The organism is Mycobacterium colombiense (assembly GCF_001665835.1).
In the GTDB taxonomy this organism is placed as follows: Bacteria; Actinomycetota; Actinomycetes; order Mycobacteriales; family Mycobacteriaceae; genus Mycobacterium; species Mycobacterium colombiense_A.
On sequence record NZ_LZSX01000080.1, the window covers coordinates 59716 to 83886 of the forward strand.

Genomic DNA, 24171 nt, shown 5'->3' on the forward strand with positions numbered 1-24171 from the left:
TCGGCACCCGCGACGACGGCGCTCGGGCACGGACGGATGCCGAACACCTGATAACTCGGAAGGTTCGGGGTCAACCCGTACCGGCCGTCAACACCGGTCCGGGGATGTCCCGGACCCGACCCAAACACTGGAGGGCTCCAATCGTGGCGAAGGTGAAGATCAAGCCACTCGAGGACAAGATTCTCGTGCAGGCCAACGAGGCCGAGACCACGACCGCGTCTGGTCTGGTCATTCCTGACACCGCCAAGGAGAAGCCGCAGGAAGGCACCGTCGTCGCAGTCGGCCCCGGCCGATGGGACGAAGACGGCGCGAAGCGCATCCCGCTGGACGTCTCGGAAGGCGACACCGTCATCTACAGCAAGTACGGCGGCACCGAGATCAAGTACGGCGGCGAGGAGTACCTGATCCTGTCGGCACGCGACGTGCTGGCTGTGGTCTCCAAGTAATAACCGTGTTCCGCCCCGGCGATCCCCGCGCTTTGCGCGGGTGATTTCCGGGGCGGCATGCGTTTGGCTGAAGGAGCCTGATGAGCAAGATCATTGAGTACGACGAGACAGCACGCCGCGCCATCGAGGCGGGCGTGAACGCGCTCGCCGATGCGGTACGGGTGACGCTCGGGCCGCGCGGCCGGCATGTGGTGCTGGCCAAGGCATTCGGTGGCCCGACGGTCACCAACGACGGTGTGACCGTCGCACGTGAGATCGACCTGGAAGACCCGTTCGAGAACCTGGGCGCCCAGCTGGTGAAGTCGGTGGCGACCAAGACCAACGACGTCGCCGGCGACGGCACCACGACGGCGACGGTGCTGGCGCAGGCACTGGTCAAGGGCGGCCTGCGCCTGGTCGCGGCCGGCGCCAACCCCATCGAACTCGGTGCGGGGATCAGCAAGGCCGCCGACGCGGTGTCCGAGGCGCTGCTGAAGGCGGCCACCCCGGTCGCCGGCACGGACGCGATCGCCCAGGTGGCGACGGTGTCGTCGCGCGATGAGCTCCTGGGCAAGCTGGTCGGCGAGGCGATGACGAAAGTCGGCACCGACGGCGTGGTCAGCGTCGAAGAATCCTCCACGCTGAGCACCGAGCTCGAGTTCACCGAGGGTGTCGGTTTCGACAAGGGCTTCCTGTCGGCGTATTTCGTCACCGACTTCGACGCCCAGCAGGCCGTGCTTGACGACCCGGTGATCCTGTTGCACCAGGACAAGATCAGCTCGCTGCCCGACCTGCTGCCCATGCTGGAGAAGGTCGCCGAATCGGGCAAGCCGCTGCTGATCATCGCCGAGGACATCGAGGGCGAGCCACTGGCGACCCTGGTCGTCAACTCCATCCGCAAGACGCTCAAGGCCGTTGCGGTCAAGGCGCCGTTCTTCGGCGACCGACGTAAGGCGTTCCTCGAGGACCTGGCGGTGGTGACCGGCGGCCAGGTGATCAACCCCGACGCGGGCCTGCTGCTGCGCGAGGTCGGCACGGACGTGCTGGGCTCGGCCCGACGCGTGGTGGTCAGCAAGGACGACACCGTCATCGTCGACGGCGGCGGCCCCAAGGACGCGGTGGCCAACCGCATCAAGCAGCTGCGCGCCGAGATCGAGGCGAGCGACTCCGACTGGGACCGGGAGAAGCTGCAGGAGCGGCTGGCCAAGCTGGCCGGCGGCGTGGCCGTGATCCAGGTGGGTGCGGCCACCGAGACCGCGCTCAAGGAGCGCAAGGAAAGCGTCGAGGATGCCGTCGCGGCCGCGAAAGCGGCTGTTGAGGAAGGCATCGTCGCGGGCGGCGGTTCGGCGCTGCTGCAGACCCGCAAGGCGCTGGACAAGCTTGGCAAGTCGCTCAGCGGCGATCAGGCGCTGGGCGTCAGCGTCTTCTCCGAGGCGTTGGCGGCGCCGCTGTACTGGATCGCCACCAATGCCGGGCTCGACGGCGCGGTCGCGGTGCACAAGGTGATTGAGCTGCCCTACGGGCACGGGCTGAACGCGGACAAGCTGACCTATGGCGACTTGATCGCCGACGGCGTCATCGACCCGGCCAAGGTCACCCGCTCGGCGGTGCTCAACGCGGCATCGGTGGCCAGGATGGTCCTGACCACCGAGACGGCGATTGTCGAGAAACCGGCCGAGGAGGCCGACGACCACGGCCACGGTCATCACCACCATCACTGAGTGAACAATGACGAGCGCCCCCGGCTCACAAGGCCGGGGGCGCTTGTTTGTTTGCTGAGCAGCGCTGTCCGACTGTGGGGCTTCGGGACGAAGTCCGAAGGATTTCCGTGCATAACCCCGAGAGTCGGCGGCCTGGCGATGGTACGCCTCCGTCCGCGCTGTCCGGCATCTGCGTGCTCAGAATTTTCGCATCGCCTGGCCACTGAAGTGCCTAAGCTCAGCGCATGGACATGGACGGGAAGCGAGTGCTGATCACGGGCGCGTCGCGAGGCATCGGCGAGGCGTTTGCGCACGCCTTCGCGGAGGCGGGGGCCACCGTCGCGCTGGTCGCACGCAGCAAGGACGCGATTCAGGCACTCGCGGCTGAGCTTGGCGGCACCGCCCATCCCGCCGACCTCTCAGATCCGGCGCAGGTCGACGGCCTCTTCAGTCACATCGAGGATGAAGCTGGTCCGATCGACATTCTGGTGAACAATGCTGGCATCGGACCTCCGGCTGCGTTCACCGACGAGGCCGACCACCTGCGTCAAATCACCCAAGTCAACTACCTTGCCCCGGCCGAATTGTGCCGTCAGGCCATACCTCGGATGCTCGGGAACGGCGGTGGCCACATCGTCAACATGTCTTCGATTGCAGGCGTCGGTGTGTTCCCGGGCCTGGTCAGCTACTGCGTGTCCAAGGCGGCGCTGTCCCACTTCACCGCGGGACTGCGGGCCGAGCTCCGGGGATTGCCGATCGGTACCACCCTTGTGGAACTCGGCCCGATACCCACCGAGATGCGCACCGGATTCTATGATTACGAGCCGACAGCGCAGTCGTTCCGGCGCTTCTACCAAACGCGTCTCATGGTGGACGTCCCGCGCGCGAAGGTTGCCAATAAGGTTGTCAAGGCCGTCTATAAACGCCGTAGGCACGTGCGGATTCCTAAGCGAACAGCCCTCTTCCTGATGTTGTCTGAAGGGCCTCGGCGAGTCACCGAACTGATGCTCATCGGCGTCCCGCATCGCGTCGATTAGCGCTACGCCGGTGCACCCGCCCCGGACACGGGCAGGGCACCACCGCACTAGGTAGTGCCGAAGAAACACCCCCGGCGCATCGCCGGGGGTGTTTCGTTACTGGCATGGATCGCATTTGGCAGTGGGCGTGGGATCGGTTCGCGTCGAGGTACTCGTGGGCGGGCTGGGTGCTCACGCTCCCCCTGGCACTCCCGGTTTATCTCGCCTGGTCGTTGGGCATTGTCGCCTTCGAGAGGTCCGATCGCTACGCAGAGGCCGCCGCAGTGACAGTGGTCGCCGTGCTCGCATACCTGTATGTACTGATAGTTCCCGGCGGAAGTGATCCCCGCCTCATTGAGCGGTGGGTCGCCGGCGACGGCGTCGATCGAGAGAGCGCACTGCGCGCCACCTACAGCTATGGCCGGAAACTGATTGCGAGGGGGGTGGTCGTCACCTTTGTTTGGATCGCGGCCCTGTTCGTTGGCATCGGGATGATTGCCGGGGCGAGCGGGTCACGGCTCATCCAGTACGCGATTCTGGGCGCCGTCGCCGGAACGGCCGGCCAGCTGATCACTGTGCACAGCTACGTCGAATCAATCTTGCGGCCCGCCAGGGCTGCGATCGCCTCGGATACGGGGATCGGCGATTCCCTGCCTCGCTCTCGCCCGGCGTTCGCCACGTGGACCAGCGTGGCCATGCTCGCAGTGGGGTGGGCGTTTGCCGTCGCGGGCGCGATTCTGGGAGCTGTGTTAGACGTGACCAGGCACGGCCCTGCCCTCGCCATGGCGATCGGTGGTGTACTGGTGCTCGGCATCGGGCCGTCGCTCTGGGCCGCGTACTCGCCACTCCTGCAACCCATTCGCGATCTCGCCGCAGGAACTGAGCGCGTTGCGGCCGGTGATTTCAGCCAACGGCTACCGGTGGTGCAAGACGACGACCTCGGCGCGCTGGCGGCGTCGTTCAACCGCATGCAGGCGGGACTGACTGAGCGGCAACGACTTCAGGCCGCGTTCGGAACCTACGTCGACCCGGCCTTGGCGGCGCGGCTGCTCGCGCAGGGCGACGACGTCTTCACCGGCGAGCGCCGTGAGGTGACCGTGATGTTCGTCGACATCCGCGACTTCACCCCGTTCGCGGAGGCCAACAGCGCCGAGGACACCGTCGCCCGACTCAACGCCGTTTTCCAAATCGTCGTGCCCGCCGTTGTGGACGCCGGTGGGCACGTCAACAAGTTCCTCGGTGACGGCGCACTGGCGGTGTTCGGGGCCCCCAACGACCTCGCGGATCATGCCGACGCGGCGGTGAATACCGCTGTGCTGATTCACCGCCGCGTGGCCGAACGATTCGGCGGTGAGCTACGCATCGGCATCGGGATCAACACCGGCAAGGTGATCGCCGGAACCATCGGCGGCGGAGGCAAACTCGAATTCACGCTCATCGGTGACGCCGTCAACGTCGCTGCCCGCGTCGAGCAGCTCACCAAGACCACCGGGGACGCGATCCTTGTGACCCACCTGACCGTCGAAGCGCTGCGTTCCCAACCAATCGGATTGACGGACAGAGGATTTCACGCCCTGAAGGGCAAGTCGGCCGAGGTACAGGTCTTCGGCATCGGCCCCGCGCTCCCGCATCGCCTAACCTGAAGCCACGTCGCGACGGCACGCACGAACGCGTCGGCGACGACGTCGCAAAGGTGTCGATTAGGTAGTCTGCACTCGTATGCCGTACTCCACGAGGAGTGTCATAAACGATGACGCAAGTGATGGGAACCCAGGTGTGTGTCGTCGGCGGTGGTCCCGCCGGCGTGGTTCACGCCCTGCTGCTGGCGCGGGCCGGAATCCGGGTTGTCGTCCTGGAGAAGCACAATGACTTTCTGCGCGACTTCCGCGGCGACACCGTGCACCCGACCACCCTGCGAATCATGGACGAGCTGGGGTTCATCGACGAGTTCCTGCGGCTACCGCACACCAAGATCGACCGCGTCGCCTTCGACACCGACGGCTCGATTCGCACCTTCGGCAACTTCAAAGTGCTCAAGCGGCTCGGTTTCAGACAGCCATATATCGCCATGATGCCGCAGTGGGATTTCCTCGACTTCATCGCCGAAAAGGCTTCTGCCTACCCGGAATTCACCCTGGTCCGCAACGCGGAGGTCACCGGCCTGGTGTTCGACGGCGACCGGGTGATCGGGGTGCGTACGCCGGATCTGGAGGTGCGCGCCGAGCTGGTGATAGCCGCGGACGGACGCAAGTCCGCGGTGCGCGCGGCGGCAGGACTGCCGATCGCGCAGGCGCACTCCCCGATGGACGTGCTGTGGTTCCGGCTGAAATGGCGCCCCGGCGACCCACAGGAATTGTTCGCGGTGCTGCGTAAGGGTCTGATGATGGCGATGATCTACCGGGGCGATTACTGGCAGATCGCCTATCTGATGCCGAAGGGATCGAACCCCAGGGACGGATCCCTGGAGGAGTTCAAGGAGCGGATCGTCACCGCGCAACCGCGCCTGCGTGAGCACGTCAACGACCTGAATTCGTGGGACGACACCAGTGAGCTCGATGTGCGGGTGGACCGGCTCGAGACGTGGTGGCGTACCGGGTTGCTGTGCATCGGTGATGCCGCGCATGCCATGTCGCCTGCGGGGGGCGTCGGCATCAACCTCGCCGTCGCCGATGCGGTGGCCGCGGCCAACATCTTGTGCGCCCCGCTTCGCGATGGTCGGCTGACCGACAGAGATCTCGCTAAGGTACAGGGGCGCCGCGAACTGCCCACCCGGATCGTCCAGGCTTTCCAGGTGCTGATGCAAGACAATGCGATCGCGCCCAACTTGAGTGGTGACCTGTCACCGATCCGGGTGCCGAAGATCGTGGGTTTTGGTCCGCTGCAAGCGATTCCGCCGATTTTGGTCGGGCGCGGTTTCCGTCCCGAGCATGTCCGCACGCCCGACGTACATGCGCTGTAGCGCGTCGTCAAAGCCCGGCGATGACGATCCCGACGCCCACCACGATGCACGGCGTCAGGGACACCAGCAGGAAGCTGACGATCCGCTCCTTTCCCACCGAGGCCGCGTGGTCGCCGGTCGCGATCGGCGCGAGTCTGCGGCCGGCACCCCATGCCGCCGCGAGCAGCGTCGCCAACCAGTTCGCGTAGGCGGCGTAGACGATCAGCGCGACGGCCGCGATGCCCCAGGCGTCGGGCAGGTGGAGGTGCGGCCAGAGCAGGCCCAGCAACACGAGGAACATGCCGTTGAGGACCCCTTCGAGGTGACTCGATAGCGCCATGCGCGGGTTTTTCAATACGGGAAGGGGTAACCCGGTGAGCAGCCCGAGCAAGAACAAGACAAGCCCGAGCGTGAACAGCAGCGTCTGCATGTCAGCACACTAGGGGCGTCCGGCGGCGCGCGCGGTGGATTGCCTGCCAAGCGAGTACCTGTGACGCGGTCGGCGACGAAGATGGCACGCATGGGTAAGCCGATATTTTCTGTCACTCCCGGCTATGGCGACCATCAGCTCCGGGAGTTCCACTACGCACAGGTTGTTCGGCACGGGGACCGGGTGGAGACGGCCGGTCAAGGAGGGTGGGACGAGGACTGGCGCTATCCCGAGTCAGTGCGCGACGAGATCATTCAGGCCTTCGACAACGTCGAACGGACGTTGGCGACGGCCGGAGCCTCCTGGCGCGACGTGGTGCACGTGCACTCGTACCACCTGCCCGACGCAGCTGGCCAGATCGGGCCCGAGCAGCTGGACACCATGGTCGAACAGTTCCGCTGGCGCATGGGCGACCACGCACCCTTGTGGACGTGCATCGGCGTCGCCGCATTGGCGGGTCCGAAGATGCGCGTCGAGATTCAGGTCACCGCCATCGTATGAGCCGTGACTAGTGCGGTGCGGTGAGCCCGGCCGGCACGGAGGCGCCGAGGTGCTCCAGTAACGCGGCCAGCTTGTGATCCAATTCGATTCCTACCGTGGTGATTTGGGGTGTGCTGAAGCTGCTGAACCGGGTGCTGGGTTGGTCGACGGTAAACCACGTGGCATCGTCGGCGTCCTCCACAATGGCGGTGCGTAACGGCGCATAGAGCAGAATGGCGGGGTTGTAGCGGTACATCTTCTGCGCGATGGTGTGATTGCCCATCAGGTACTCGACGCAACGGCCGCGGTCCCCGGCCAGCCGCATCAGCGACGTGAAGTCGTGCGACCAGTAGAGAATGAAGTCGTGTGGTGCGTTCGCCGCGGTGGCCTCTAGAACGGTCTGCCAGTCGACATCGCGTTCGATGAGGGAGTCGAATCGTTCGCTCTGGAACACGGGCACCGCTTGCTCATAGCGATCCCTGAACCCGTCGAACGTGTCATCGATCCGGACCGTCAACCGGTCGACCTGGTGCGAGACCGTCTCAAGTGTTTGAGTCATGGTATCTCCTCGTTGCAGTTGGTTTATCGAAATGCCTTGGAAGGCAGCGCTTGTCAGGACGCGATTCCCAATTCGGCCAGCCTGGTCCGGTTCTCCTCGAACCACTCCTGCTCGTGGCCGGGCCCCGGAATGAACAACCCGGCATCCATGACATTCGTGTAATCGATCTCGCTCACCGAGATCCACAGGTCGGCTTCCGGCTGGCCTGAATTACGCGTCCAGATCTGTGCGAGCTCACGCACCATTGCCTGACGCGTTTCGAGGTCACGTCCGTGACGGGTGATGCCCAGAATCAACGACTGCGTTGCCGGTTTGCCGGCCGCGAAGCACTCGCCCTCGGGCAACTCGTGGAACAGGACTTTGACCCATGCCGCCGGCGCCCCGGTGGCGTCGCAGTACATGGTGGTCATTTCCTCGGCGATCTTGGCCTTCGCCGCCCGGGTCAACAGACCCCTCGCGCTGTAGCACTGGTAGACGGGCATGTTGTTCCTTCCGTAATCCGGAGCCGGGGCTCCGGCGACGTCCATACTATGTCGGGCGTCATACTTATGACTAATGCCCACGCTACTGCGAACTTCGATCAAGTGCAAGAACTATGTATGATGGACGACATGCCAAGGAAGACCGATAGCAAGGAACGAATGACTGCCGCCGCGCGCCGCTTGTTCCGCGAACACGGCTATCTCGGCACTGCCCTGTCCGATGTCGTCACCGAGAGCGCCGCCCCGCGCGGTTCGATCTACTTTCATTTCCCCGGTGGAAAGGAAGAGCTCGCCACGGAGGTCGCAATCCTGCACGCGGCCGACCGCATCGCGGACATCAACCGCGCGGCGGCCACCACCCGCACCCCGACGGAACTGATCGCGGCCTTCATCGGCCGCGAACGCGACGAACTGGTCTCAAGCAACTACCGCGAGGGGTGCGCGGTCGCGCCCATCGTCATCGAGTCGACGCCCGCCTCCGATCAACTCAGCGATGTGACGCGGCGCGCCTTCCAGGATCTGATCACCACGCTGGCCGCCCGGCTCACCGAAAAAGGCCTGAGCCACGACAGGGCCGTTCAGCTGGCAACGAGCGTGTGGACCAACGTGGAGGGGGCGCTCATCCTCGGCCGCGCCCTGCGTAGCCCCGAGCCGTTCGACACGGCCATCGCCCAACTGACCGCAGTCGCCGATGCCGACTAGGCGACGCGAAACACCCCCGGTCCCTTGCGGATCGGGGGTGTTCCCTTTCATGGTGGCTTGCGCGTCAGCGCCCCGGCGGATAGTAGGGCGGGGTCGTCACGGTCGTGGTCGGTGCGGACGTCGTGGTCGGGGTGCTGGTGACCGTCACGGTGCTGGTGCTCGTGCTCGTCGACGCCGGCGGCACCACGGTGGTGGTGGTGCTGGTCGTGACGCTGGTGGTTGACGAGGTCGTCGACGAGGACGCCGCGATCACACCGCACGCCAACCGTTTGCCGGAATCAGCCGTGGGGGCGGTGCTGCCCAGATTGTCCGCGGTCTGGTGGAGGATCAGCGCGGTGCCCGAGCTGTTCCTCAGGTCCGCGGAGGTGAACGCGTTACTGGTGGTGACCAGTTTCGCCGAGCCGTCGGAGCGCACCTGCAAGGCGGTGAGGTCGCCGCTGGCGGGATAACTCGTGTGATCGGGCGCCTGGTAGACGCTTCCGGCGGAGTCGAAGTCTCCGGTCGAGCCTCCGTTCGGGGCAGACGAATTGGGCTCGCACTTGCCCACCGCGTGGATCTGCAGCCCGTGGAACCCGGGGCTCAGCACCTGATTCGGGCCGGCCTCCACGGTCACCGTCGCGTAGCCGTTGGCGAATTCGAAGGTGGCGTTGGCCACCGGGCTGCCGTCGGCGGTCTTGAGCTGGGTGGTCAGCCGCTCCGCACCGGGCGTCGAGCTGGTCAGCGGCGAGGTGTTGGGCTGGCTGCCTTGCTGGTTCGAGCATGCGACGAGCGGAGCGATGGTCGCGGTCAGCGCCGCGACCGCGAAGCATGCGGCCTTGTTCATTTGCGGTGCCTACCCACATTGACCCGCACCGAAACGGCGACCTACTTCGCGGGCTTGCGCACCTCGCTCGCCAGGTCGCGGTAGTCCCAGACCAGGTCCACCACCTCGTGCGCGGCACGCCCCGCCGCGCCGACGATCAGGCCCACGATGCGGCCGAAATGCGTCGCCGTCGTGTTCACCGCCTCAAAGACGTTGTTAATAGCGCGATCTGACACTTTGTCGGCCATCCGAGTTCCCCTCCGATTGTGTGCCCACGTTCGCTGAACACCTAGCTACAGTAATCCTCGAACGAACGCGGACAGAACCGAAAGCCGGGTACATTCACCACTACGCCCTGAGGGAGGTCAGCATGGCCTTGCGACTGCGGACGCGGAACTTGTTGATGGGGGATTGACGTAACCGGGCAATGCGCCCTGCCATCCGGTTTCCCAGCGCATCGAGCATCGCGTCGCTGAGATCTATTGGGGCCGGGCATAAGTCGCGTTCCTCCTCGCTGGCGTGGGCGTCCAGCACGGTCACGAACGAGTGCCATTCGTCGGCGTAGTCCGGCGCCGCCGGCGGCGTGCGAAGGAGCACCGCCAGCTGATCCCACACCTGCCGGTGTTCAGCATGCGCGATGGCGACCAGGCTGCTGGCCGCCGCGACCGCCGGATAGAACAGATCGTCCTCGATGCGCATGTGGATGTCGAGTTCGATCAGCAGTTCATCGAGCGCGTCTTGCCGCTCGTAGGTATTCGCGGGTATGTCGGTGATCTTCCTGCACAGACCGCGCAAGACGTCATGGTGCTCGAAAAGGACCTCGTAGGCATTCATTTCATCATTCCGTGTACTTCGATGCGCCCGTCGCGAATCCGCACGGGGTAATGCGGCAGCGCCGCGGTCGCCGGTCCGCGCAGCACCTCGCCCGATTGGCACGCGAACCTGGAACCATGCCAGGGGCAGACGATGCGACCGCGGTCGATCCACCCGTCACTCATCGGCGCGCCGAGGTGCGGGCAATGCTCACCGACCGCGACGACCTGGCCGTCGTTGCGATAAAGAACCATGCCGACACCGTCGACCGCGACCCGCTGTGGTTGGCCATCGAGCGCGGCGGCCGGCAGCACCGGCGTCCAGCGGTCGCCACCCAGCCGCGCGCCGGAGCGGTCCACACCTATGCCCGATCCGAACACCAACGCCCCGCCGAGGTAGCCGCTACCCAGGGTCAGGCCATAGCCCAGCGCGCTGCTCGCCATCGCGCGCCGATCACGGCCGCGGCGCCGATCCCACCACGACGCCGCATACAGCCCGGTTGCGATGGCGTTGACCGCGCCATGGACGAGGCCGATCCGACGCGATTGCTCATGTGTGTGCTGCCAGTCGGTCACCCCGGTGGCGGCGGCGCCGACGCTTCCCGCGAGCGCGACACCCAACGCGAACCTGGACCCCTCACGCAGCCGGGCGGCGCCCCCTGAAAGCACGCTGGCCGCATCCATCACGAGCGTCGTCGCCACCGCGCCGGTCGGCACCGACGTCAGAGCCGGGTGCAGCGGATGACCGAGCCAGGTGCCATGCAACGCGTTGCTGACTCGATCGCGGTGCCGCCCCATCGCCGCGAACAGGAAGGTCAGCGCGTGCTCGAGCCGATAACTCGGCCGGTCCAGCCACGCCTGTCGTCCCAGGGCCGTGCGCACGGCTAAGCCGGTACTGCGGATCCGATCTTCGAAATGCTGCCATCGATTCACCACGGCGTCCCTCCGGTATGCCAGAGCCGGCGTGACGCAACGGGCTCGACGCCGCGTCGACTAGGACAGCGGCCAACCGGCCGGGTCCATGACTAGGACACGGATTGGCACCGCGGAGTGTTCAACCGCGACGAGTGGCCAGGGCGTTGGTGGGTCTAGGCCGAGCGGCGGATGGTGCGACCGCGCCCGATGTCGCCCTTGAGCAACAGGTCGCGCTCGGACTCCGACAGACCGCCCCAAACCCCGTAGGGCTCACCGACTTCGAGGGCGTGCGAGCGGCACTCCTGGATCACCGGGCACTGCCGGCACATTTCCTTCGCGCGCTGCTCGCGTTGCATGCGGGCCCGGCCACGCTCACCGTCGGGGTGGAAGAACATCGATGAGTCAACGCCGCGGCACAAGCCCTGCAGTTGCCAATTCCAGATGTCGGCGTTGGGTCCGGGTAGCTGTTCCGGCTGTGGCATTGGTTCTGTCCCTCTCTGCACCGCTCGCTCGAGGTCAGGTTCGTGAAAGCGGTTGGGTGCAACTTAAATTAAGTGGAGTGGGGGTCACCGATGACTACCCGTCATGCGTAGACGTTAGGGGGGACGGTGAATTTCCGTCAATAGCCACTTAGCCCGGCAAAATATGTGCCGGTTGGAGCAGAATTAACTTTACGTTCACCTCGAATGAAATTGCGAAACCCATGCCGTGCTACCAGGCCGTTGGCCGAAACGAGATTTCCCAGCTCAGCGCGCGGTAGAGGGATAAGGCGAATTTATCCATGGGCTATAGTGCTTAACGGTTCGGTAACATGAAGACCACAAACTGTTTACTACATCATTGTGATTGAAACTCGTCACACTTCCTTGATTGGACGGCGGTTGGCCGACGCCGCCTTTGGCGATCGGCCCGGCAGCTGGCCGCTGCCGTCGGCGACTACGCCGACCCAACTGTGGCTGCGCGCCGTGGCGGCCGGGGGACAGGGTCGCTACGGCGCCGCCTTCCGCGACCTCGCGGTGCTGCGGCGTAGCGCGCCCGCCGGGCGGCTCGTGTCGTTGGGCTACAGCACGCATGGGTCGTTCCTGCGCCAACTCGGTTGGCACACCGTGGCCCGGGGCTGGGACGGGCGCGCCCTGGCGCTGGCCGACGGCGACCCCGAGGCGGGCGCCGACGCGCTCATCGGGCTGGCCGCCGACGCGTTGGGCGTCGGGCGCTTCGCGGCCGCGGCGGCGCTGCTGGCGCGCGCCGACCCGCTGCTGGCGTCGCCCAAATCCGCGCTGCCCGACCGGCTGCCGGTGCGCCGCCGCTGGGTGGCCGCCGAGCTCGCGATGGCCCGCGGCGACGGCGACGCCGCCGTCCGGCACGCCGGCGAAGGCGTCGACCTGGCTGCGGCCATGACCGCCCCGTCGCCGCGGCACCGGGTCAAAAGCGAAGTCGTGCTGGCCGCCGCGCTGTGCTGCGCGGGCAACCTCGAGCGCGCCCGTACGGTCGCCGACGCCGCGCTGGCGACCACCGGCCAATTAGGGCTGCTACCACTTCGTTGGGCGCTGGCCTGCTTGCTGATCGATATCGAAAGTGTCACGTTTCCAGCACATCAGCTGCACGAAATCCGAGATGTCTGCGCAGGCCAGGTGCGGCGCGCCGGTGGAACGTGGCGTTCCGCTTGAAACGGCCCTTCGCCCGTTATTGTCATTTCGTTAGTTAGCCCAGTTGGCCCGCGATGTGTCCGCTTCGTAACGTTGGAGATATCACCGTCGATGACAATTCCAGCAGGGGAACGTCTCGACGCTGTGGTTGCCCAGGCCGTCACCGGAGACCACAACGCATTGAGGGAGGTGCTGGAGACCATCCGTCCGATCGTCGTGAGATATTGCCGAGCGCGTGTCGGCACCGTCGATCGGGGTGGCCTGTCAGCGGACGACGTGGCACAGGAGGTGTGCTTGGCGACTATCACGGCATTGCCGCGTTATCGCGATCGCGGGCGTCCCTTCCTGGCGTTCCTGTACGGCATCGCGGCCCATAAGGTCGCCGACGCCCACCGGGCCGCCGGGCGCGACCTCGCCTATCCCACCGAAACGATTCCCGACCGTTGGTCGAACGACGCGGGACCCGAACAGCTTGCGATTGAAGCCGATTCGGTGAGCAGGATGAGCGAACTGCTCGAGATCCTGCCCGCCAAGCAGCGCGAGATCCTGATCCTGCGCGTCGTCGTCGGGCTGTCCGCCGAGGAGACCGCGGCCGCGGTCGGCAGTACCACCGGGGCGGTCCGAGTCGCCCAGCACCGCGCGCTGTCGCGGCTGAAGTCCGAAATGATTGCGGCAGGTGACTGTGCCTGAATCCCTGGACGAATTCGCCCGCACCGACCTGCTGCTCGATGCGCTCGCCCAGCGCCGGCCGGTGGACGTCGAGGACCCCGACGCCGATGTGCTGACCGGCCTGCTGGAGGACTGGCGCGACAACTTGAGATGGCCGCCTGCCAGCGCGCTGGTGACGCCCGAAGAGGCCGTCAACGCGTTGCGCACCGGATTGGCCGAGCGCCGGCGCGGCAGCCATCGTGGCCTGGCCGTCGTCGGCTCGGTCGCCGCGGCGCTGATGGCGCTCAGTGGATTCGGCGCCATGGTGGTCGAGGCCCGGCCCGGCGGCAGCCTGTACGGGTTGCACGCGATGTTCTTCGACCAGCCCCAGGTGCACGGAAGCCAGGAGATGCTGGCCGCCAAGGCCGACCTGGCCAAGGTCCAGGAATCGATCGACCGGGGTCAGTGGGACCAGGCCAGGAATCAGCTGACCGAGGTGAGCAGCCTGGTGCAGTCGATCGACGACCCGGCCAGCAAACAAGACCTGATGAATCAGCTGAAGCTGTTGAACGCCAAGGTCGATGCGCGCGACCCGAACGCCACGTTGCCGGTCGCTTCGCCACCGGCGGCCCCACCCGGGCCGGCCACCGCGATTCCGGCGGCGCCGCCCGCCGCGTCGGTCGCGCCGTCGAAGGACGCGACACCGGCGCCGCTCAGCCCGCCGCCGAGTCCATCAGTGGGCAAGCATCACCATCACGGCCAGACGCCACCCCCGGTGGCGCCGTTAGCTCCGAATCAGTGAGCCGAATCAGTGCCGGCGGTGGAAACCGTCGGCGTCTGACGTCGCTTCGTTGAGCGAGGCGTCGGCGTAGCCCCGGCAGTAATCCCACGTGACGTAGGCATCCGGCTCGGGGTCGTAGGCGGGCTCGTGCGGACGCACGGTGCCGTCGATGAGCAGCTGCAGCAGGTTGGCGCGCAGCATGTCCCAGTCGTGGTAGTGATCCTGCTGACATTCGTCGCAGCACACCACGAGTCCGCGAATACCCTTGTGCGCCAGCAGCGCTTCGTACACGGCCAGATCGGCAAGGTCGGCCTCGACGGCCATCCGCTCTTGCTGATCCAGGGGCTGGCCCGGCTCGACGGCTTCCAGTGCCGCCGACGGATCACAGGGGTCGTCGGCGAATGGGTCGGGCGGCAAACCCGGTGGGAGGTGGTCGCGCACGTCCACTAGCCTACGCAGCCCGCCCGGGATAACGCCAGCAGGGAGCCGTCCGCCATGCCGCGCCGTTTATGAGCGCGGCGCGCCCGAGCAAGCGAACGACAGCGGGAGGCGAGCCGATAGGATGGGTCTCTCACGCCGCATCGTATGGAGGGCCCCACTGATGACCCGTGGCACGTCCCACCTGGAAGACAGCTCTGACCTCGTCGGCAGTGCGTATGTGCGGGTGGGTGGCCTGGTCGACGACCCGGTGCCCACCGGAGGTGACAACCCGCACAAGATTGCCATGCTCGGGCTGACGTTCGACGACGTGTTGTTGCTGCCCGCGGCCTCCGACGTCGTCCCCGCAACCGCGGACACTTCCAGCCAGCTCACCAAGAAGATCAGGCTCAAAGTACCGCTGGTGAGTTCGGCGATGGACACGGTCACTGAGTCGCGGATGGCAATCGCGATGGCCCGGGCCGGCGGCATGGGCGTGCTGCACCGCAACCTGCCCGTCGCCGAACAGGCCGGCCAGGTCGAGACGGTCAAGCGCTCCGAAGCCGGCATGGTCACCGACCCCGTCACCTGCCGCCCGGACAACACCCTGGCCCAGGTCGACGCGATGTGCGCGCGGTTCCGGATCTCCGGCCTGCCGGTGGTCGACGAATCGGGCTCGCTGGTCGGCATCATCACCAACCGCGATATGCGGTTCGAGGTCGACCAGACCCGCAAGGTCGCCGAGGTGATGACCAAGGGCCCGCTGATCACCGCGCAGGAGGGCGTGTCAGCCGACGCGGCGCTGGGCCTGTTGCGGCGCCACAAGATCGAGAAGCTGCCCATCGTCGACGGCCACGGCCGGCTGACCGGTCTGATCACCGTCAAGGATTTCGTCAAGACCGAACAACACCCGCTGGCCACCAAGGACAGCGACGGCAGGCTGCTGGTCGGCGCCGCCGTCGGCGTCGGCGGTGACGCCTGGGTACGCGCGATGATGCTGGTCGACGCCGGGGTGGACGTGCTGATCGTGGACACCGCGCACGCGCACAACCGGCTGGTGCTCGACATGGTCGGCAAGCTCAAGGCCGAAGTGGGCGAGAAGGTCGAGGTGATCGGCGGCAACGTCGCCACCCGCTCGGCGGCCACGGCCCTGGTCGCCGCCGGCGCCGACGCGGTGAAGGTGGGCGTCGGGCCCGGCTCGATCTGCACCACCCGGGTGGTGGCCGGCGTCGGCGCGCCACAGATCACGGCGATTCTGGAGGCGGTCGCGGCCTGCGGCCCCGCGGGCGTGCCGGTGATCGCCGACGGCGGCCTGCAGTACTCCGGCGACATCGCCAAGGCGCTGGCCGCCGGCGCGTCGACGGCCATGCTGGGCTCGCTGCTGGCGGGCACCGCCGAGGCCCCCGGCGAGCTGATCTTCGTCAACGGCAAGCAGTTCAAGAGCTACCGAGGGATGGGGTCGTTGGGAGCCATGGCCGGCCGGGGTTCGGGCAGCGGAAAGTCGTACTCCAAGGACCGCTACTTCGCCGACGACGCGCTCTCGGAGGACAAGTTGGTGCCGGAGGGCATCGAGGGCCGGGTGCCCTTCCGCGGCCCGCTGTCCTCGGTGATCCACCAGCTGACCGGCGGCCTGCGCGCGGCGATGGGCTACACCGGTTCGCCGAGCATCGAGGCGCTGCAACAGGCGCAGTTCGTCCGGATCACGGCGGCGGGCTTGCGGGAAAGCCACCCGCACGACGTCGCCATGACGGTCGAAGCCCCCAACTACTACGCACGCTGAGGCCCAGATGGTCGAGATCGGGATGGGCCGCGTCGCCCGTCGCAGCTATGAACTGAGCGAAGTCAGCATCGTGGCCTCCCGCCGCACCCGCTCGTCGCAGGACGTGTCGACCGCCTGGCAGCTAGACGCCTACCGGTTCGAGATCCCGGTGCTGGCGCATCCGACCGACGCGCTGGTGTCGCCGGAGTTCGCGATCGAGCTCGGCAAGCTCGGCGGCCTGGGCGTGCTCAACGGCGAGGGGCTGATCGGGCGGCACGCCGACGTCGAGTCCAAGATCGCGCAGCTGGTCGAGGCCGCCAGCAAGGAACCCGAGCCGTCGGCGGCGATCCGGCTGCTGCAGGAGTTCCACGCGGCCCCGCTCAACCCGGACCTGCTGGGCTCCGCGGTGGCCCGGATCCGGGAGGCCGGGGTCACCACCGCGGTGCGGGTCAGCCCGCAGAACGCCCAGGCGCTGACGCCGGTGCTGGTGCAGGCCGGCATCGACCTGCTGGTCATTCAGGGCACCATCGTCTCGGCCGAGCGGGTGGCCAGCGACGGGGAACCGCTGAACCTCAAGACCTTCATCTCCGAGCTAGACGTGCCGGTGGTCGCCGGCGGCGTGCAAGACCACCGCACCGCGCTGCACCTGATGCGCACCGGCGCCGCCGGCGTCATCGTCGGCTACGGCGCGACGAGGGGAGTGACCACCAGCGACGAGGTGCTGGGCATCAGCGTGCCGATGGCCACGGCGATCGCCGACGCCGCCGCCGCGCGGCGCGAGTACCTCGACGAGACCGGCGGCCGCTACGTGCACGTGCTGGCCGACGGCGACATCCACACCTCGGGCGAGCTGGCGAAGGCGATCGCCTGCGGCGCCGACGCGGTGGTGCTGGGCACGCCGCTCGCCGAGTCCGCCGAGGCGCTGGGCGAGGGCTGGTTCTGGCCGGCCGCCGCGGCGCACCCGTCGCTGCCGCGCGGTGCGCTGCTGCAGATCGCCGTCGGCGAGCGCCCGCCGCTGCACCAGGTGCTCAACGGCCCGTCCGACGACCCGTTCGGCAGCCTCAACCTGGTCGGCGGGCTGCGCCGGTCGATGGCCAAGGCCGGCTATTGTGACCTCAAGGAGTTCCAGAAGGTCGGCCTGACCGTCGGTAGCTAACCCGGAGGCCGTTGGCTCGTTACCCGCCGGTAAGGCCATACTGGTGCGATGAAGCCGGATTACGACGTACTGATCATCGGTTCGGGTTTCGGGGGAAGCGTCAGCGCGCTGCGGCTGACCGAAAAGGGCTACAGCGTCGGCGTATTGGAGGCCGGGCGGCGGTACGCCGACGAGGATTTCGCCGAGACGTCCTGGGATCTGCGTAAGTTTTTGTGGGCACCGAAGCTGGGTTGCTACGGGATTCAGCGCATCCACCCGCTGAAGAACGTGTTGATTTTGGCCGGCGCCGGGGTGGGCGGCGGCTCGCTGAACTACGCCAACACGCTGTACGTGCCGCCCGATCCGTTCTTCAACGACCCGCAATGGAAGCACATCACCGACTGGCGCGACGAGCTGATGCCGCACTACGACCAGGCGCGACGGATGCTCGGTGTGGTGGAGAACCCGACCTTCACCGACGCCGACCGCGTGGTCAAACAGGTCGCCGACGAGATGGGCTGCGGCGACACGTTCGTGCCGACCCCGGTCGGGGTGTTCTTCGGTCCCGACGGCACCAAGGCACCGGGCAAGACGGTGCCGGACCCGTACTTCGGCGGCGTCGGACCGGAGCGCACCGGCTGTCTGGAGTGCGGGGCCTGTATGACGGGCTGCCGCTACGGCGCCAAGAACACCCTGCTGAAGAACTACCTCGCCCTCGCGGAATCGTCTGGCGCACGGGTGATTCCGATGACCACGGTGAAGCGCTTCGAGCAGCGTCCCGACGGCGTGTGGGAGGTTCGCACGGTGCGCACCGGCAGCTGGCTGCGCCGCGACCGGCGTACGTACACCGCCAAGCACCTGGTCCTGGCCGCGGGAACCTGGGGAACCCAGCACCTGCTGTTCAAGATGCGCGACCAGGGCCGGCTGCCCCGGCTGTCCAAGCGCCTCGGCGTGCTGACCCGCACCAACTCCGAGTCCATCGTCGGCGCCGGGCGGCTGGAGGTCTCCTCGGATCTGGACCTGACCCACGGCGTGGCGATCACGTCATCGATTCACCCGACGCCGGACACGCACATCGAGCCGGTCCGCTACGGCAAGGGCTCCAACGCGATGGGGCTGCTGCAGACGTTGATGACCGACGGCCACGGCCCGGAAGGCACCGACGTGCCCCGCTGGAAGCAGCTGATCGAGGCCGCGCGCGAGGACCCGCGCGGCACGCTGCGACTGCTCAATCCCCGTCAGTGGAGCGAGCGCACCATGATCGCGCTGGTGATGCAGCACCTGGACAACTCGATCACCACCTTCACCAAACGCGGCAAGCTGGGCATCCGCTGGTACACCAGCAAACAGGGCCACGGCGAGCCCAACCCGACGTGGATTCCGGTCGGCAACGAGGTCACCCGCCGCATCGCCGCAAAGATCGACGGCGTCGCCGGTGGCACCTGGGGCGAGCTGTTCAACATCCCGCTGACCGCGCACTTCCTCGGCGGCGCGGTGATCGGCGACAACGCCGACCACGGGGTGATCGACCCGTACCACCGGGTCTACGGCTACCCGACGCTGTTCGTGGTGGACGGCGCGGCCATCTCGGCGAACCTGGGCGTCAACCCCTCGCTGTCGATTACCGCCCAGGCCGAGCGGGCCGCGTCGCTGTGGCCGAACAGCGGCGAGAACGACCAGCGCCCGATGCAGGGCGAGCCGTATCGCCGGCTGGAACCGATCGCGCCCAAGGCGCCCGTGGTGCCGGCCGAGGCGCCGGGCGCGCTGCGCTGGCTGCCGATCAATCCGGTCAGCTCCGCCAGCTAGCTGGCAAGTACTTGGAGCGGTGCGCCGGCGACCACCCGGCTGCGCTCACCGCGCACGTTGACCGGCACATCGCCCATCAGGGTGATGCGGTGCATCAGCCTGGGCTGGTCGTCGTAGTCGTCGATCGCCCGGTGCTGGGTCGCCCGGTTGTCCCAGATCGCGACATCACCGTGTGCCCAGTTCCAGCAAATAGTGTTCTCCGGCAAGGTGATTCGGCGCTGCAGCAGTTCCAGCAGAGCGCTGGACTCGTGACTGTCCAGGCCGACGAACCCGCGCACGAAGTCACCCGCCAGCAGGGTGCGCTCACCGGTCTCCGGGTGTACCCGCACCACGGGATGCTCGGTGCGAAAGTCCGGCTTTTCGAACGCCTGGCGAAACGACCGCTGCGTGTCGCTCATTGACAGGGCCGCCTCGGCGGTCACGTAGTCGTAGCGGTTGGTGTGTAGGGCCCAGAGATTTTCCACCAGAGGCTTGAGCGGCTCGGGCAGGTGCTGATAGGCCGCTACGGTCGACGCCCACAGCGTCGAGCCGCCGTAGCTCGGCAGCTTGACGGCGCGCAGGATCGATGCTGCCGGATAGTTGGCGGCGAAGGTCACGTCGGTGTGCCAGCGGTTCGCCTTGCCGTATTCGGAGTCGATCGGGGTGATCACCGGGACGTGCCTGGCGGCCAGGGCGCCGGCGGCCGGGTGGCCGATGGGCGTGCCCAGCAGCTTGGCGAACGCGAGCTGCTGCTCGTCGTCGAGGTGGTGCTGGTGACGGAAGAAGATGACCTTGTGGGCCAACAGCGCCCGGCGGATCTTCTCGACCGTGTCTTCGTCGAGGTCGCCGTCGAGGCGAACCCCGTCCACCCGGGCGCCGATCCGGCTGCCCAGTTTGGTGACGGTTATCTGACATGTCATTTTCGTCGTCCTTGGCTCAAACCGCGTGTAGTCAAGTGACTACATTTGGTAGTGTAGTCAGATGACTACAACTTCCGCAACAGACCGCGGGAAAACGCCCAGCGGGCGTGCGGAAGTGGCCGCGGCGATCCTGGAGGCCGCCACCGACCTGTTCGCCGAGCGCGGTCCGGCCGCGACGTCCATCCGCGACATCGCCGCGCGATCCAACGTCAACCACGGACTGGTGTTCCGCCACTTCGGCACCAAGGAGCAATTGGTCGGCGCCGTGCTCGACCACCTGGGCGCCAACCTGAGCGCCCTGCTGGGCACGGATGCGCCCGCGGCCGTGCTGCAGAGTTCGCTGGACCGGCAGATGCGGGTGATGGCCCGTACCGTCCTCGACGGCTATCCGGCCGGCCAGCTACAGAAACGCTTTCCCAACATCGCGACCCTGCTCGACGGGGTGCGGCCGCTGTACGACGACGACGTCAAGGCCCGGCTCGCCGTCGCCAATGCCCTTGCCCTGCAATTCGGTTGGCGGCTGTTCGCGCCAATCCTGCGCTCTGCCACCGGGATCGAAGACCTGACGGACGACGAGATCCGCGAGGCGGCCGGGGCCGAGGTGCAGCGGATTCTGGGGCCCGCCGACCCTCAGTGACCCGCGGACAGGTTGGCCCGGGACAGCGCCCGTCGGTGCAGGGGTTCGCGGCCGGGCGGTTGGTGCGGCGGCGGCAGCAGGGGCTTGCGGGGACGCACCGCGACCGTCGTCGCTGATTCGGTGCTCAGCTCGAGCTCTTCGCCGGAGTGCCGGATCCTCAGCTCGCCGCCGGGACCGTCGCGCAGCGTGTAGGTGACATCGGCGTGGTTGACGTCGACGGTGACCCGAAAGTCCCGCCACCGCAGCCGGAACCGTAGCCGCGAAATGCCATCGGGCAGTTGAGGATCCAGCGACAGGATGCCCTCGTCGTCGCGCAGGCCGCCGAACCCGGACACCAGCGCCGTCCAGGCACCGGCCAACGAGGCCATGTGTAGGCCGTCGCGGGTGTTGTGGTGCAGGTCGCGCAGATCGATCAGGGCGGCCTCATAGGCGTAGTCGTGGGCCAGCTCCAGATGCCCGACCTCGGCGCACATCACCGCCTGCGTGCAGGCCGACAGCGACGAGTCGCGCACCATGCGCGGCTCGTAGTAGTCGACGTTGCGCGCCTTCTGCTCGAGTGTGAACGCGTGGCTCTGCCAATGCATCGCCAGCACCAGGTCGGCCTGTTTGATCACCTGCGCGGGGTACAGGCGCACGTATGGGTCGTGCAGCAGCAACGGGTAGGAGTGATTCTCCCGGAAGTCCCACTCCGCAAGGGTGGTGAACCCCTCACACTGCTGATGGACTTCCAGCCCGTCGTCGTACGGGATGTTGGCGGCCTCGGCCGCATCGCGCCAGGCCGCCGCCTCCTCCGTGGTGACCCCCAGCGCCTTGGCCACATCGGGGTGGCGGTTGCAGGCGTCGGCGGCGACATGCAGGTTGTTGGCGGCCATCAGGTTGGTGAAGGCGTTGTCGCGCACGACCGCCGTGTATTCGTCGGGGCCGGTGACACCGTCGAGGTGCCAGACGCCGTGCCGGTCGTGATGGCCGAGCGAGAGCCAGAGCCGGGCGGTCTCGACCAGCACCTGTAGGCCGCAATCGGCTTCCAGGTCGTGGTCCCCGGTGACGACGCGGTAGCGCTCGAAGGCCATCGCGATGTCGGCGTTGATGTGCCAGGCCGCCGTTCCGGCCGGCCAGTAGGCCGAGCACTCCTGCCCGCGAATGGTCCGCCACGGGAACGCGGCGCCCTCCAGGCCCAGTTCGGCCGCCCGCTCCTTGGCCAGGTCCAGGGTCGAGGCCCGCCACCGCAGCGCATCGGCCACCGTGTGCGGCGCGGTATAGCTGAGCACCGGCAGCACGTACCCCTCGGTGTCCCAAAAGGCGTGGCCGTCATAGCCGGTTCCGGTGAGCCCCTTGGCGGCGATCGCGCGGCGTTCGGCGCGGGCGCTGGCCTGCAGCAGGTGGAAGAGCCCGAACCGCACGGCCTGCTGGGATTCGGGGTCGCCCTCGACCTCGACGTCCGCGCAATCCCAGAAGTTGTCCAGATACTTCCGTTGCGATTCCAGCAGCCCCTGCCAGCCGGTGTAGCGGGCGCTGTGCAGCGCGGCGGCGACCTGGTCGCGCAGCGCCGGACGCGAGCGCATGCTGGACCAGCCGTACGCCAGGTACTTGACGATGCGTAACTTCTGTCCCTCGCGCAGCCCGCAGATCACGGTGGTCCGTGCCAAATCGGCGCGCGCATCGGTGCTGATCTCGACGCGCCCGGGAACCTCGACCTCATGATCCATGCCGGCGGCCATCATCAGCGCGCTGCTGCGCGTGCGGTGCATGAGAACCGCTCCGGTGTCGGTGTTTTCGTGGTCGACCTCTTCGAGCGGGTTCTCCAGGATGGCCGCTACCCGGGGGTCGCCGGAGGTCTGCGGCTGGTCCTCGTTGGTGACCAGTTCGGACTGCACCGTCACCCGGACGAAATCCCCGACCGCTTCCACCACGTACTCGATGGCGGCGACGCCGCGCTGGGCCAGGGACACCAGCCGGGTGGAGACCACCTTGACCTGCTTGCCCGCGGGCGAACACCAGTGCGCCCTGCGGGTCAACGTTCCGGCGCGCAGGTCCAGATTCCGCTCGTGCGAGAGCACTTCGCCGTACCGGACGTCGAACGGCTCGTCCTCGACGAGCAGCCGGATGATCTTGCCGTTGGTGACGTCGACCAGCGTCTGGCCCGCCTCCGGGTATCCGTAGCCGGCTTCGGCGTAGGGCAGCGGCCGTATTTCGTAGAAGGAGTTCAGGTAGGTGCCCGGCAGGCCGTACGGCTCGCCCTCGTCGAGGTTGCCGCGCAGCCCGATGTGCCCGTTGGACAAGGTGAACAAGGATTCCGACTGGGCCAGCAGATTGAGATCAAGCTGGGTCTCGCGCACGTGCCAAGGGTCAACGGGAAACGATTCGTCGGTGATCATGAGCCCAGCAGCTCGGCGAGGTCGGTGACCACCACGTCGGCGCCGTTGCGGCGTAAGTCCTCGGCTTGGCCCACCCGATCGACGCCTACCACGAAACCGAAGTTACCGGCCCGGCCGGCCGCCACCCCGGACAGGGCGTCTTCGAACACGGCCGCTGCGTCGGCGGGGACGTCGAGCAGTTGCGCCCCGCGCAGGTAGGAGTCGGGGGCCGGCTTGCCGGCGATGTGTTCGTCACGCAGGGTGATGCCGTCCACCCGCTTCTGCACGAACCGGTCCAGGCCGGTGACCTCGAGGACGTCGCGGGTGTTGGCGCTCGACGACACCACCGCGATACCCAGACCCGCGGCCGACGCCGCCTGCAGGTAGCGCCGCGACCCGTCGAACACCTTGACGCCGTCCTCCTTCAAGACCTTCTGGAACATGTCGTTCTTGCGGTTGCCCAGGCCGTACACGGTCTCGGCCCCGTCGGGATCGTCGGGGCTGCCGTCGGGCAGGTGGATGTCGCGGCTCTCCAAGAACGAGCGGACGCCGTCCTCGCGCTTCTTGCCGTCGACGTATCTGCGGTAGTCGGCGGCCTCGTCGAAGGGAACGAACTTATCGCCGGTGCGCTTGGCCCGGTCCGACAAATAGGCGTCGAACATGGCCTTCCAGGCTTTGGTGTGCACACTGGCGGTGTCGGTGAGCACGCCGTCGAGGTCGAACAGGCAGGCACGCACATTCTCGGGCAGACCCAGCACGGGTACTCGCTCTCTGGTGTCGGGGTCGGGCGGTATCCACTCCACCATGCTCGCCTCCGCGCCGCCAGCG

General features: G+C 67.2%; 26 protein-coding genes. 14 read left to right on the top strand and 12 right to left on the bottom strand.

Annotation, left to right across the window (positions count from 1 at the left end):
- Window positions 1-143: 143 nt before the first annotated feature.
- From groES to A5760_RS19415, 5 genes are all read left to right on the top strand, one after another.
- Window positions 144-446, top strand: coding sequence for a co-chaperone GroES (gene groES / locus A5760_RS19395; protein WP_007773431.1), 303 nt, complete (start codon window positions 144-146; stop codon window positions 444-446).
- A gap of 80 nt (window positions 447-526) precedes the next feature.
- Window positions 527-2146, top strand: coding sequence for a chaperonin GroEL (gene groL, locus A5760_RS19400; RefSeq protein WP_064883720.1), 1620 nt, complete (start codon window positions 527-529; stop codon window positions 2144-2146).
- Window positions 2147-2370: 224 nt separating this feature from the next.
- Entirely contained in the window at window positions 2371-3162 is a 792-nt protein-coding gene (locus A5760_RS19405; RefSeq protein WP_064883722.1) for an SDR family NAD(P)-dependent oxidoreductase, read from the top strand.
- Between the two features lie 104 nt (window positions 3163-3266).
- A complete protein-coding gene (locus A5760_RS19410) occupies window positions 3267-4784 on the top strand; it encodes an adenylate/guanylate cyclase domain-containing protein (RefSeq protein ID WP_064883724.1) in 1518 nt (505 codons plus the stop codon).
- Between the two features lie 107 nt (window positions 4785-4891).
- Window positions 4892-6100, top strand: a complete 1209-nt coding sequence (locus A5760_RS19415; protein ID WP_082279539.1) for an FAD-dependent oxidoreductase — start codon at window positions 4892-4894, stop codon at window positions 6098-6100.
- 7 nt (window positions 6101-6107) lie between these two features.
- Here A5760_RS19415 and A5760_RS19420 read toward each other — a convergent pair whose 3' ends face one another.
- Complete coding sequence (locus A5760_RS19420; protein WP_064883728.1) at window positions 6108-6509, bottom strand: hypothetical protein; 402 nt, start codon at window positions 6507-6509, stop codon at window positions 6108-6110.
- Window positions 6510-6599: 90 nt separating this feature from the next.
- On the opposite strand from A5760_RS19420, the gene A5760_RS19425 reads away from it, so the two are divergent.
- Window positions 6600-7010 carry a Rid family hydrolase gene (locus A5760_RS19425; protein WP_064883806.1) on the top strand — a complete coding sequence of 137 codons (411 nt, stop codon included), beginning with the start codon at window positions 6600-6602 and terminating at the stop codon, window positions 7008-7010.
- Window positions 7011-7017: 7 nt separating this feature from the next.
- Here A5760_RS19425 and A5760_RS19430 read toward each other — a convergent pair whose 3' ends face one another.
- Window positions 7018-7548, bottom strand: a complete 531-nt coding sequence (locus A5760_RS19430) for a DUF302 domain-containing protein (RefSeq protein WP_064883730.1) — start codon at window positions 7546-7548, stop codon at window positions 7018-7020.
- A 53-nt stretch (window positions 7549-7601) separates the two neighbouring features.
- A complete protein-coding gene (locus tag A5760_RS19435; RefSeq protein ID WP_064883732.1) occupies window positions 7602-8030 on the bottom strand; it encodes a tautomerase family protein in 429 nt (142 codons plus the stop codon).
- 159 nt (window positions 8031-8189) lie between these two features.
- Here A5760_RS19435 and A5760_RS19440 point away from each other — a divergent pair, with 159 nt between their 5' ends.
- Window positions 8190-8732: a TetR/AcrR family transcriptional regulator gene (locus A5760_RS19440; protein ID WP_231122680.1), complete on the top strand. Its 543-nt coding sequence runs from the start codon at window positions 8190-8192 to the stop codon at window positions 8730-8732.
- A gap of 64 nt (window positions 8733-8796) precedes the next feature.
- Here the strand turns inward: A5760_RS19440 and A5760_RS19445 are convergent, their stop codons facing one another.
- The 5 genes from A5760_RS19445 to A5760_RS19465 form a co-directional block, all read right to left on the bottom strand.
- Entirely contained in the window at window positions 8797-9555 is a 759-nt protein-coding gene (locus A5760_RS19445; RefSeq protein WP_064883734.1) for a superoxide dismutase family protein, read from the bottom strand.
- 41 nt (window positions 9556-9596) lie between these two features.
- Window positions 9597-9782, bottom strand: a complete 186-nt coding sequence (locus tag A5760_RS19450; RefSeq protein WP_064883736.1) for a hypothetical protein — start codon at window positions 9780-9782, stop codon at window positions 9597-9599.
- A 100-nt stretch (window positions 9783-9882) separates the two neighbouring features.
- Entirely contained in the window at window positions 9883-10368 is a 486-nt protein-coding gene (locus A5760_RS19455; protein ID WP_064883738.1) for a hemerythrin domain-containing protein, read from the bottom strand.
- Window positions 10365-11156: a Rieske 2Fe-2S domain-containing protein gene (locus A5760_RS19460; protein WP_082279541.1), complete on the bottom strand. Its 792-nt coding sequence runs from the start codon at window positions 11154-11156 to the stop codon at window positions 10365-10367. Before A5760_RS19460 ends, A5760_RS19455 begins: the two co-directional genes overlap by 4 nt.
- Window positions 11157-11434: 278 nt before the next feature.
- A complete protein-coding gene (locus tag A5760_RS19465) occupies window positions 11435-11743 on the bottom strand; it encodes a WhiB family transcriptional regulator (protein ID WP_064883744.1) in 309 nt (102 codons plus the stop codon).
- Between the two features lie 360 nt (window positions 11744-12103).
- Between A5760_RS19465 and A5760_RS19470 the strand changes: the two genes are divergently transcribed.
- From A5760_RS19470 to A5760_RS19480, 3 genes are all read left to right on the top strand, one after another.
- Entirely contained in the window at window positions 12104-12928 is an 825-nt protein-coding gene (locus A5760_RS19470) for a hypothetical protein (RefSeq protein WP_064883746.1), read from the top strand.
- A gap of 90 nt (window positions 12929-13018) precedes the next feature.
- Entirely contained in the window at window positions 13019-13597 is a 579-nt protein-coding gene (locus tag A5760_RS19475; protein ID WP_040630965.1) for a sigma-70 family RNA polymerase sigma factor, read from the top strand.
- Entirely contained in the window at window positions 13584-14357 is a 774-nt protein-coding gene (locus A5760_RS19480; protein WP_196772137.1) for an anti-sigma-D factor RsdA, read from the top strand. The genes A5760_RS19475 and A5760_RS19480 overlap by 14 nt, the downstream gene beginning before the upstream one ends.
- Before the next feature lie 6 nt (window positions 14358-14363).
- Here the strand turns inward: A5760_RS19480 and A5760_RS19485 are convergent, their stop codons facing one another.
- Window positions 14364-14777, bottom strand: a complete 414-nt coding sequence (locus tag A5760_RS19485; protein WP_007773416.1) for a DUF5319 domain-containing protein — start codon at window positions 14775-14777, stop codon at window positions 14364-14366.
- 160 nt (window positions 14778-14937) lie between these two features.
- Here A5760_RS19485 and guaB point away from each other — a divergent pair, with 160 nt between their 5' ends.
- The 3 genes from guaB to A5760_RS19500 are packed head-to-tail and all read left to right on the top strand — an operon-like array spanning window position 14938 to window position 19453.
- Window positions 14938-16533, top strand: a complete 1596-nt coding sequence (gene guaB / locus A5760_RS19490; protein ID WP_064883750.1) for an IMP dehydrogenase — start codon at window positions 14938-14940, stop codon at window positions 16531-16533.
- 7 nt (window positions 16534-16540) lie between these two features.
- Entirely contained in the window at window positions 16541-17668 is a 1128-nt protein-coding gene (locus A5760_RS19495; protein ID WP_064883752.1) for a GuaB3 family IMP dehydrogenase-related protein, read from the top strand.
- Between the two features lie 48 nt (window positions 17669-17716).
- Entirely contained in the window at window positions 17717-19453 is a 1737-nt protein-coding gene (locus tag A5760_RS19500) for a GMC family oxidoreductase N-terminal domain-containing protein (protein WP_064883754.1), read from the top strand.
- Here the strand turns inward: A5760_RS19500 and A5760_RS19505 are convergent.
- Complete coding sequence (locus tag A5760_RS19505) at window positions 19450-20352, bottom strand: TauD/TfdA dioxygenase family protein (protein WP_064883756.1); 903 nt, start codon at window positions 20350-20352, stop codon at window positions 19450-19452. The genes A5760_RS19500 and A5760_RS19505 overlap by 4 nt on opposite strands.
- A gap of 61 nt (window positions 20353-20413) precedes the next feature.
- Here A5760_RS19505 and A5760_RS19510 point away from each other — a divergent pair, with 61 nt between their 5' ends.
- Window positions 20414-20989, top strand: coding sequence for a TetR/AcrR family transcriptional regulator (locus A5760_RS19510; RefSeq protein WP_064883758.1), 576 nt, complete (start codon window positions 20414-20416; stop codon window positions 20987-20989).
- On the opposite strand, the gene A5760_RS19515 is transcribed toward A5760_RS19510, so the two are convergent.
- A complete protein-coding gene (locus A5760_RS19515; RefSeq protein ID WP_064883760.1) occupies window positions 20983-23364 on the bottom strand; it encodes a glycoside hydrolase family 65 protein in 2382 nt (793 codons plus the stop codon). The two genes, A5760_RS19510 and A5760_RS19515, sit on opposite strands and share 7 nt — an antisense overlap.
- On the bottom strand, window positions 23361-24149 hold the full coding sequence (locus A5760_RS19520) for a beta-phosphoglucomutase family hydrolase (RefSeq protein ID WP_064883762.1): 789 nt from the start codon (window positions 24147-24149) through the stop codon (window positions 23361-23363). Before A5760_RS19520 ends, A5760_RS19515 begins: the two co-directional genes overlap by 4 nt.
- Between the last annotated feature and the right edge of the window lie 22 nt (window positions 24150-24171).

Bases quoted from the DNA above. Each gene is read 5' to 3' on its own strand.
- A5760_RS19505 (WP_064883756.1), bottom strand. From the start codon at position 20,352: ATGACATGTCAGATAACCGTCACCAAACTGGGCAGCCGGATCGGCGCC.
- A5760_RS19415 (WP_082279539.1), top strand. From the start codon at position 4,892: ATGACGCAAGTGATGGGAACCCAGGTGTGTGTCGTCGGCGGTGGTCCC.
- A5760_RS19425 (WP_064883806.1), top strand. From the start codon at position 6,600: ATGGGTAAGCCGATATTTTCTGTCACTCCCGGCTATGGCGACCATCAG.
- A5760_RS19435 (WP_064883732.1), bottom strand. From the start codon at position 8,030: ATGCCCGTCTACCAGTGCTACAGCGCGAGGGGTCTGTTGACCCGGGCG.
- A5760_RS19510 (WP_064883758.1), top strand. From the start codon at position 20,414: ATGACTACAACTTCCGCAACAGACCGCGGGAAAACGCCCAGCGGGCGT.
- A5760_RS19495 (WP_064883752.1), top strand. From the start codon at position 16,541: ATGGTCGAGATCGGGATGGGCCGCGTCGCCCGTCGCAGCTATGAACTG.
- A5760_RS19430 (WP_064883730.1), bottom strand. From the start codon at position 7,548: ATGACTCAAACACTTGAGACGGTCTCGCACCAGGTCGACCGGTTGACG.
- guaB (WP_064883750.1), top strand. From the start codon at position 14,938: ATGACCCGTGGCACGTCCCACCTGGAAGACAGCTCTGACCTCGTCGGC.
- A5760_RS19455 (WP_064883738.1), bottom strand. From the start codon at position 10,368: ATGAATGCCTACGAGGTCCTTTTCGAGCACCATGACGTCTTGCGCGGT.
- A5760_RS19475 (WP_040630965.1), top strand. From the start codon at position 13,019: ATGACAATTCCAGCAGGGGAACGTCTCGACGCTGTGGTTGCCCAGGCC.
- A5760_RS19410 (WP_064883724.1), top strand. From the start codon at position 3,267: ATGGATCGCATTTGGCAGTGGGCGTGGGATCGGTTCGCGTCGAGGTAC.
- A5760_RS19450 (WP_064883736.1), bottom strand. From the start codon at position 9,782: ATGGCCGACAAAGTGTCAGATCGCGCTATTAACAACGTCTTTGAGGCG.
- groL (WP_064883720.1), top strand. From the start codon at position 527: ATGAGCAAGATCATTGAGTACGACGAGACAGCACGCCGCGCCATCGAG.
- A5760_RS19420 (WP_064883728.1), bottom strand. From the start codon at position 6,509: ATGCAGACGCTGCTGTTCACGCTCGGGCTTGTCTTGTTCTTGCTCGGG.
- A5760_RS19440 (WP_231122680.1), top strand. From the start codon at position 8,190: ATGACTGCCGCCGCGCGCCGCTTGTTCCGCGAACACGGCTATCTCGGC.
- A5760_RS19405 (WP_064883722.1), top strand. From the start codon at position 2,371: ATGGACATGGACGGGAAGCGAGTGCTGATCACGGGCGCGTCGCGAGGC.
- A5760_RS19465 (WP_064883744.1), bottom strand. From the start codon at position 11,743: ATGCCACAGCCGGAACAGCTACCCGGACCCAACGCCGACATCTGGAAT.
- A5760_RS19500 (WP_064883754.1), top strand. From the start codon at position 17,717: ATGAAGCCGGATTACGACGTACTGATCATCGGTTCGGGTTTCGGGGGA.
- A5760_RS19515 (WP_064883760.1), bottom strand. From the start codon at position 23,364: ATGATCACCGACGAATCGTTTCCCGTTGACCCTTGGCACGTGCGCGAG.
- A5760_RS19445 (WP_064883734.1), bottom strand. From the start codon at position 9,555: ATGAACAAGGCCGCATGCTTCGCGGTCGCGGCGCTGACCGCGACCATC.
- A5760_RS19520 (WP_064883762.1), bottom strand. From the start codon at position 24,149: ATGGTGGAGTGGATACCGCCCGACCCCGACACCAGAGAGCGAGTACCC.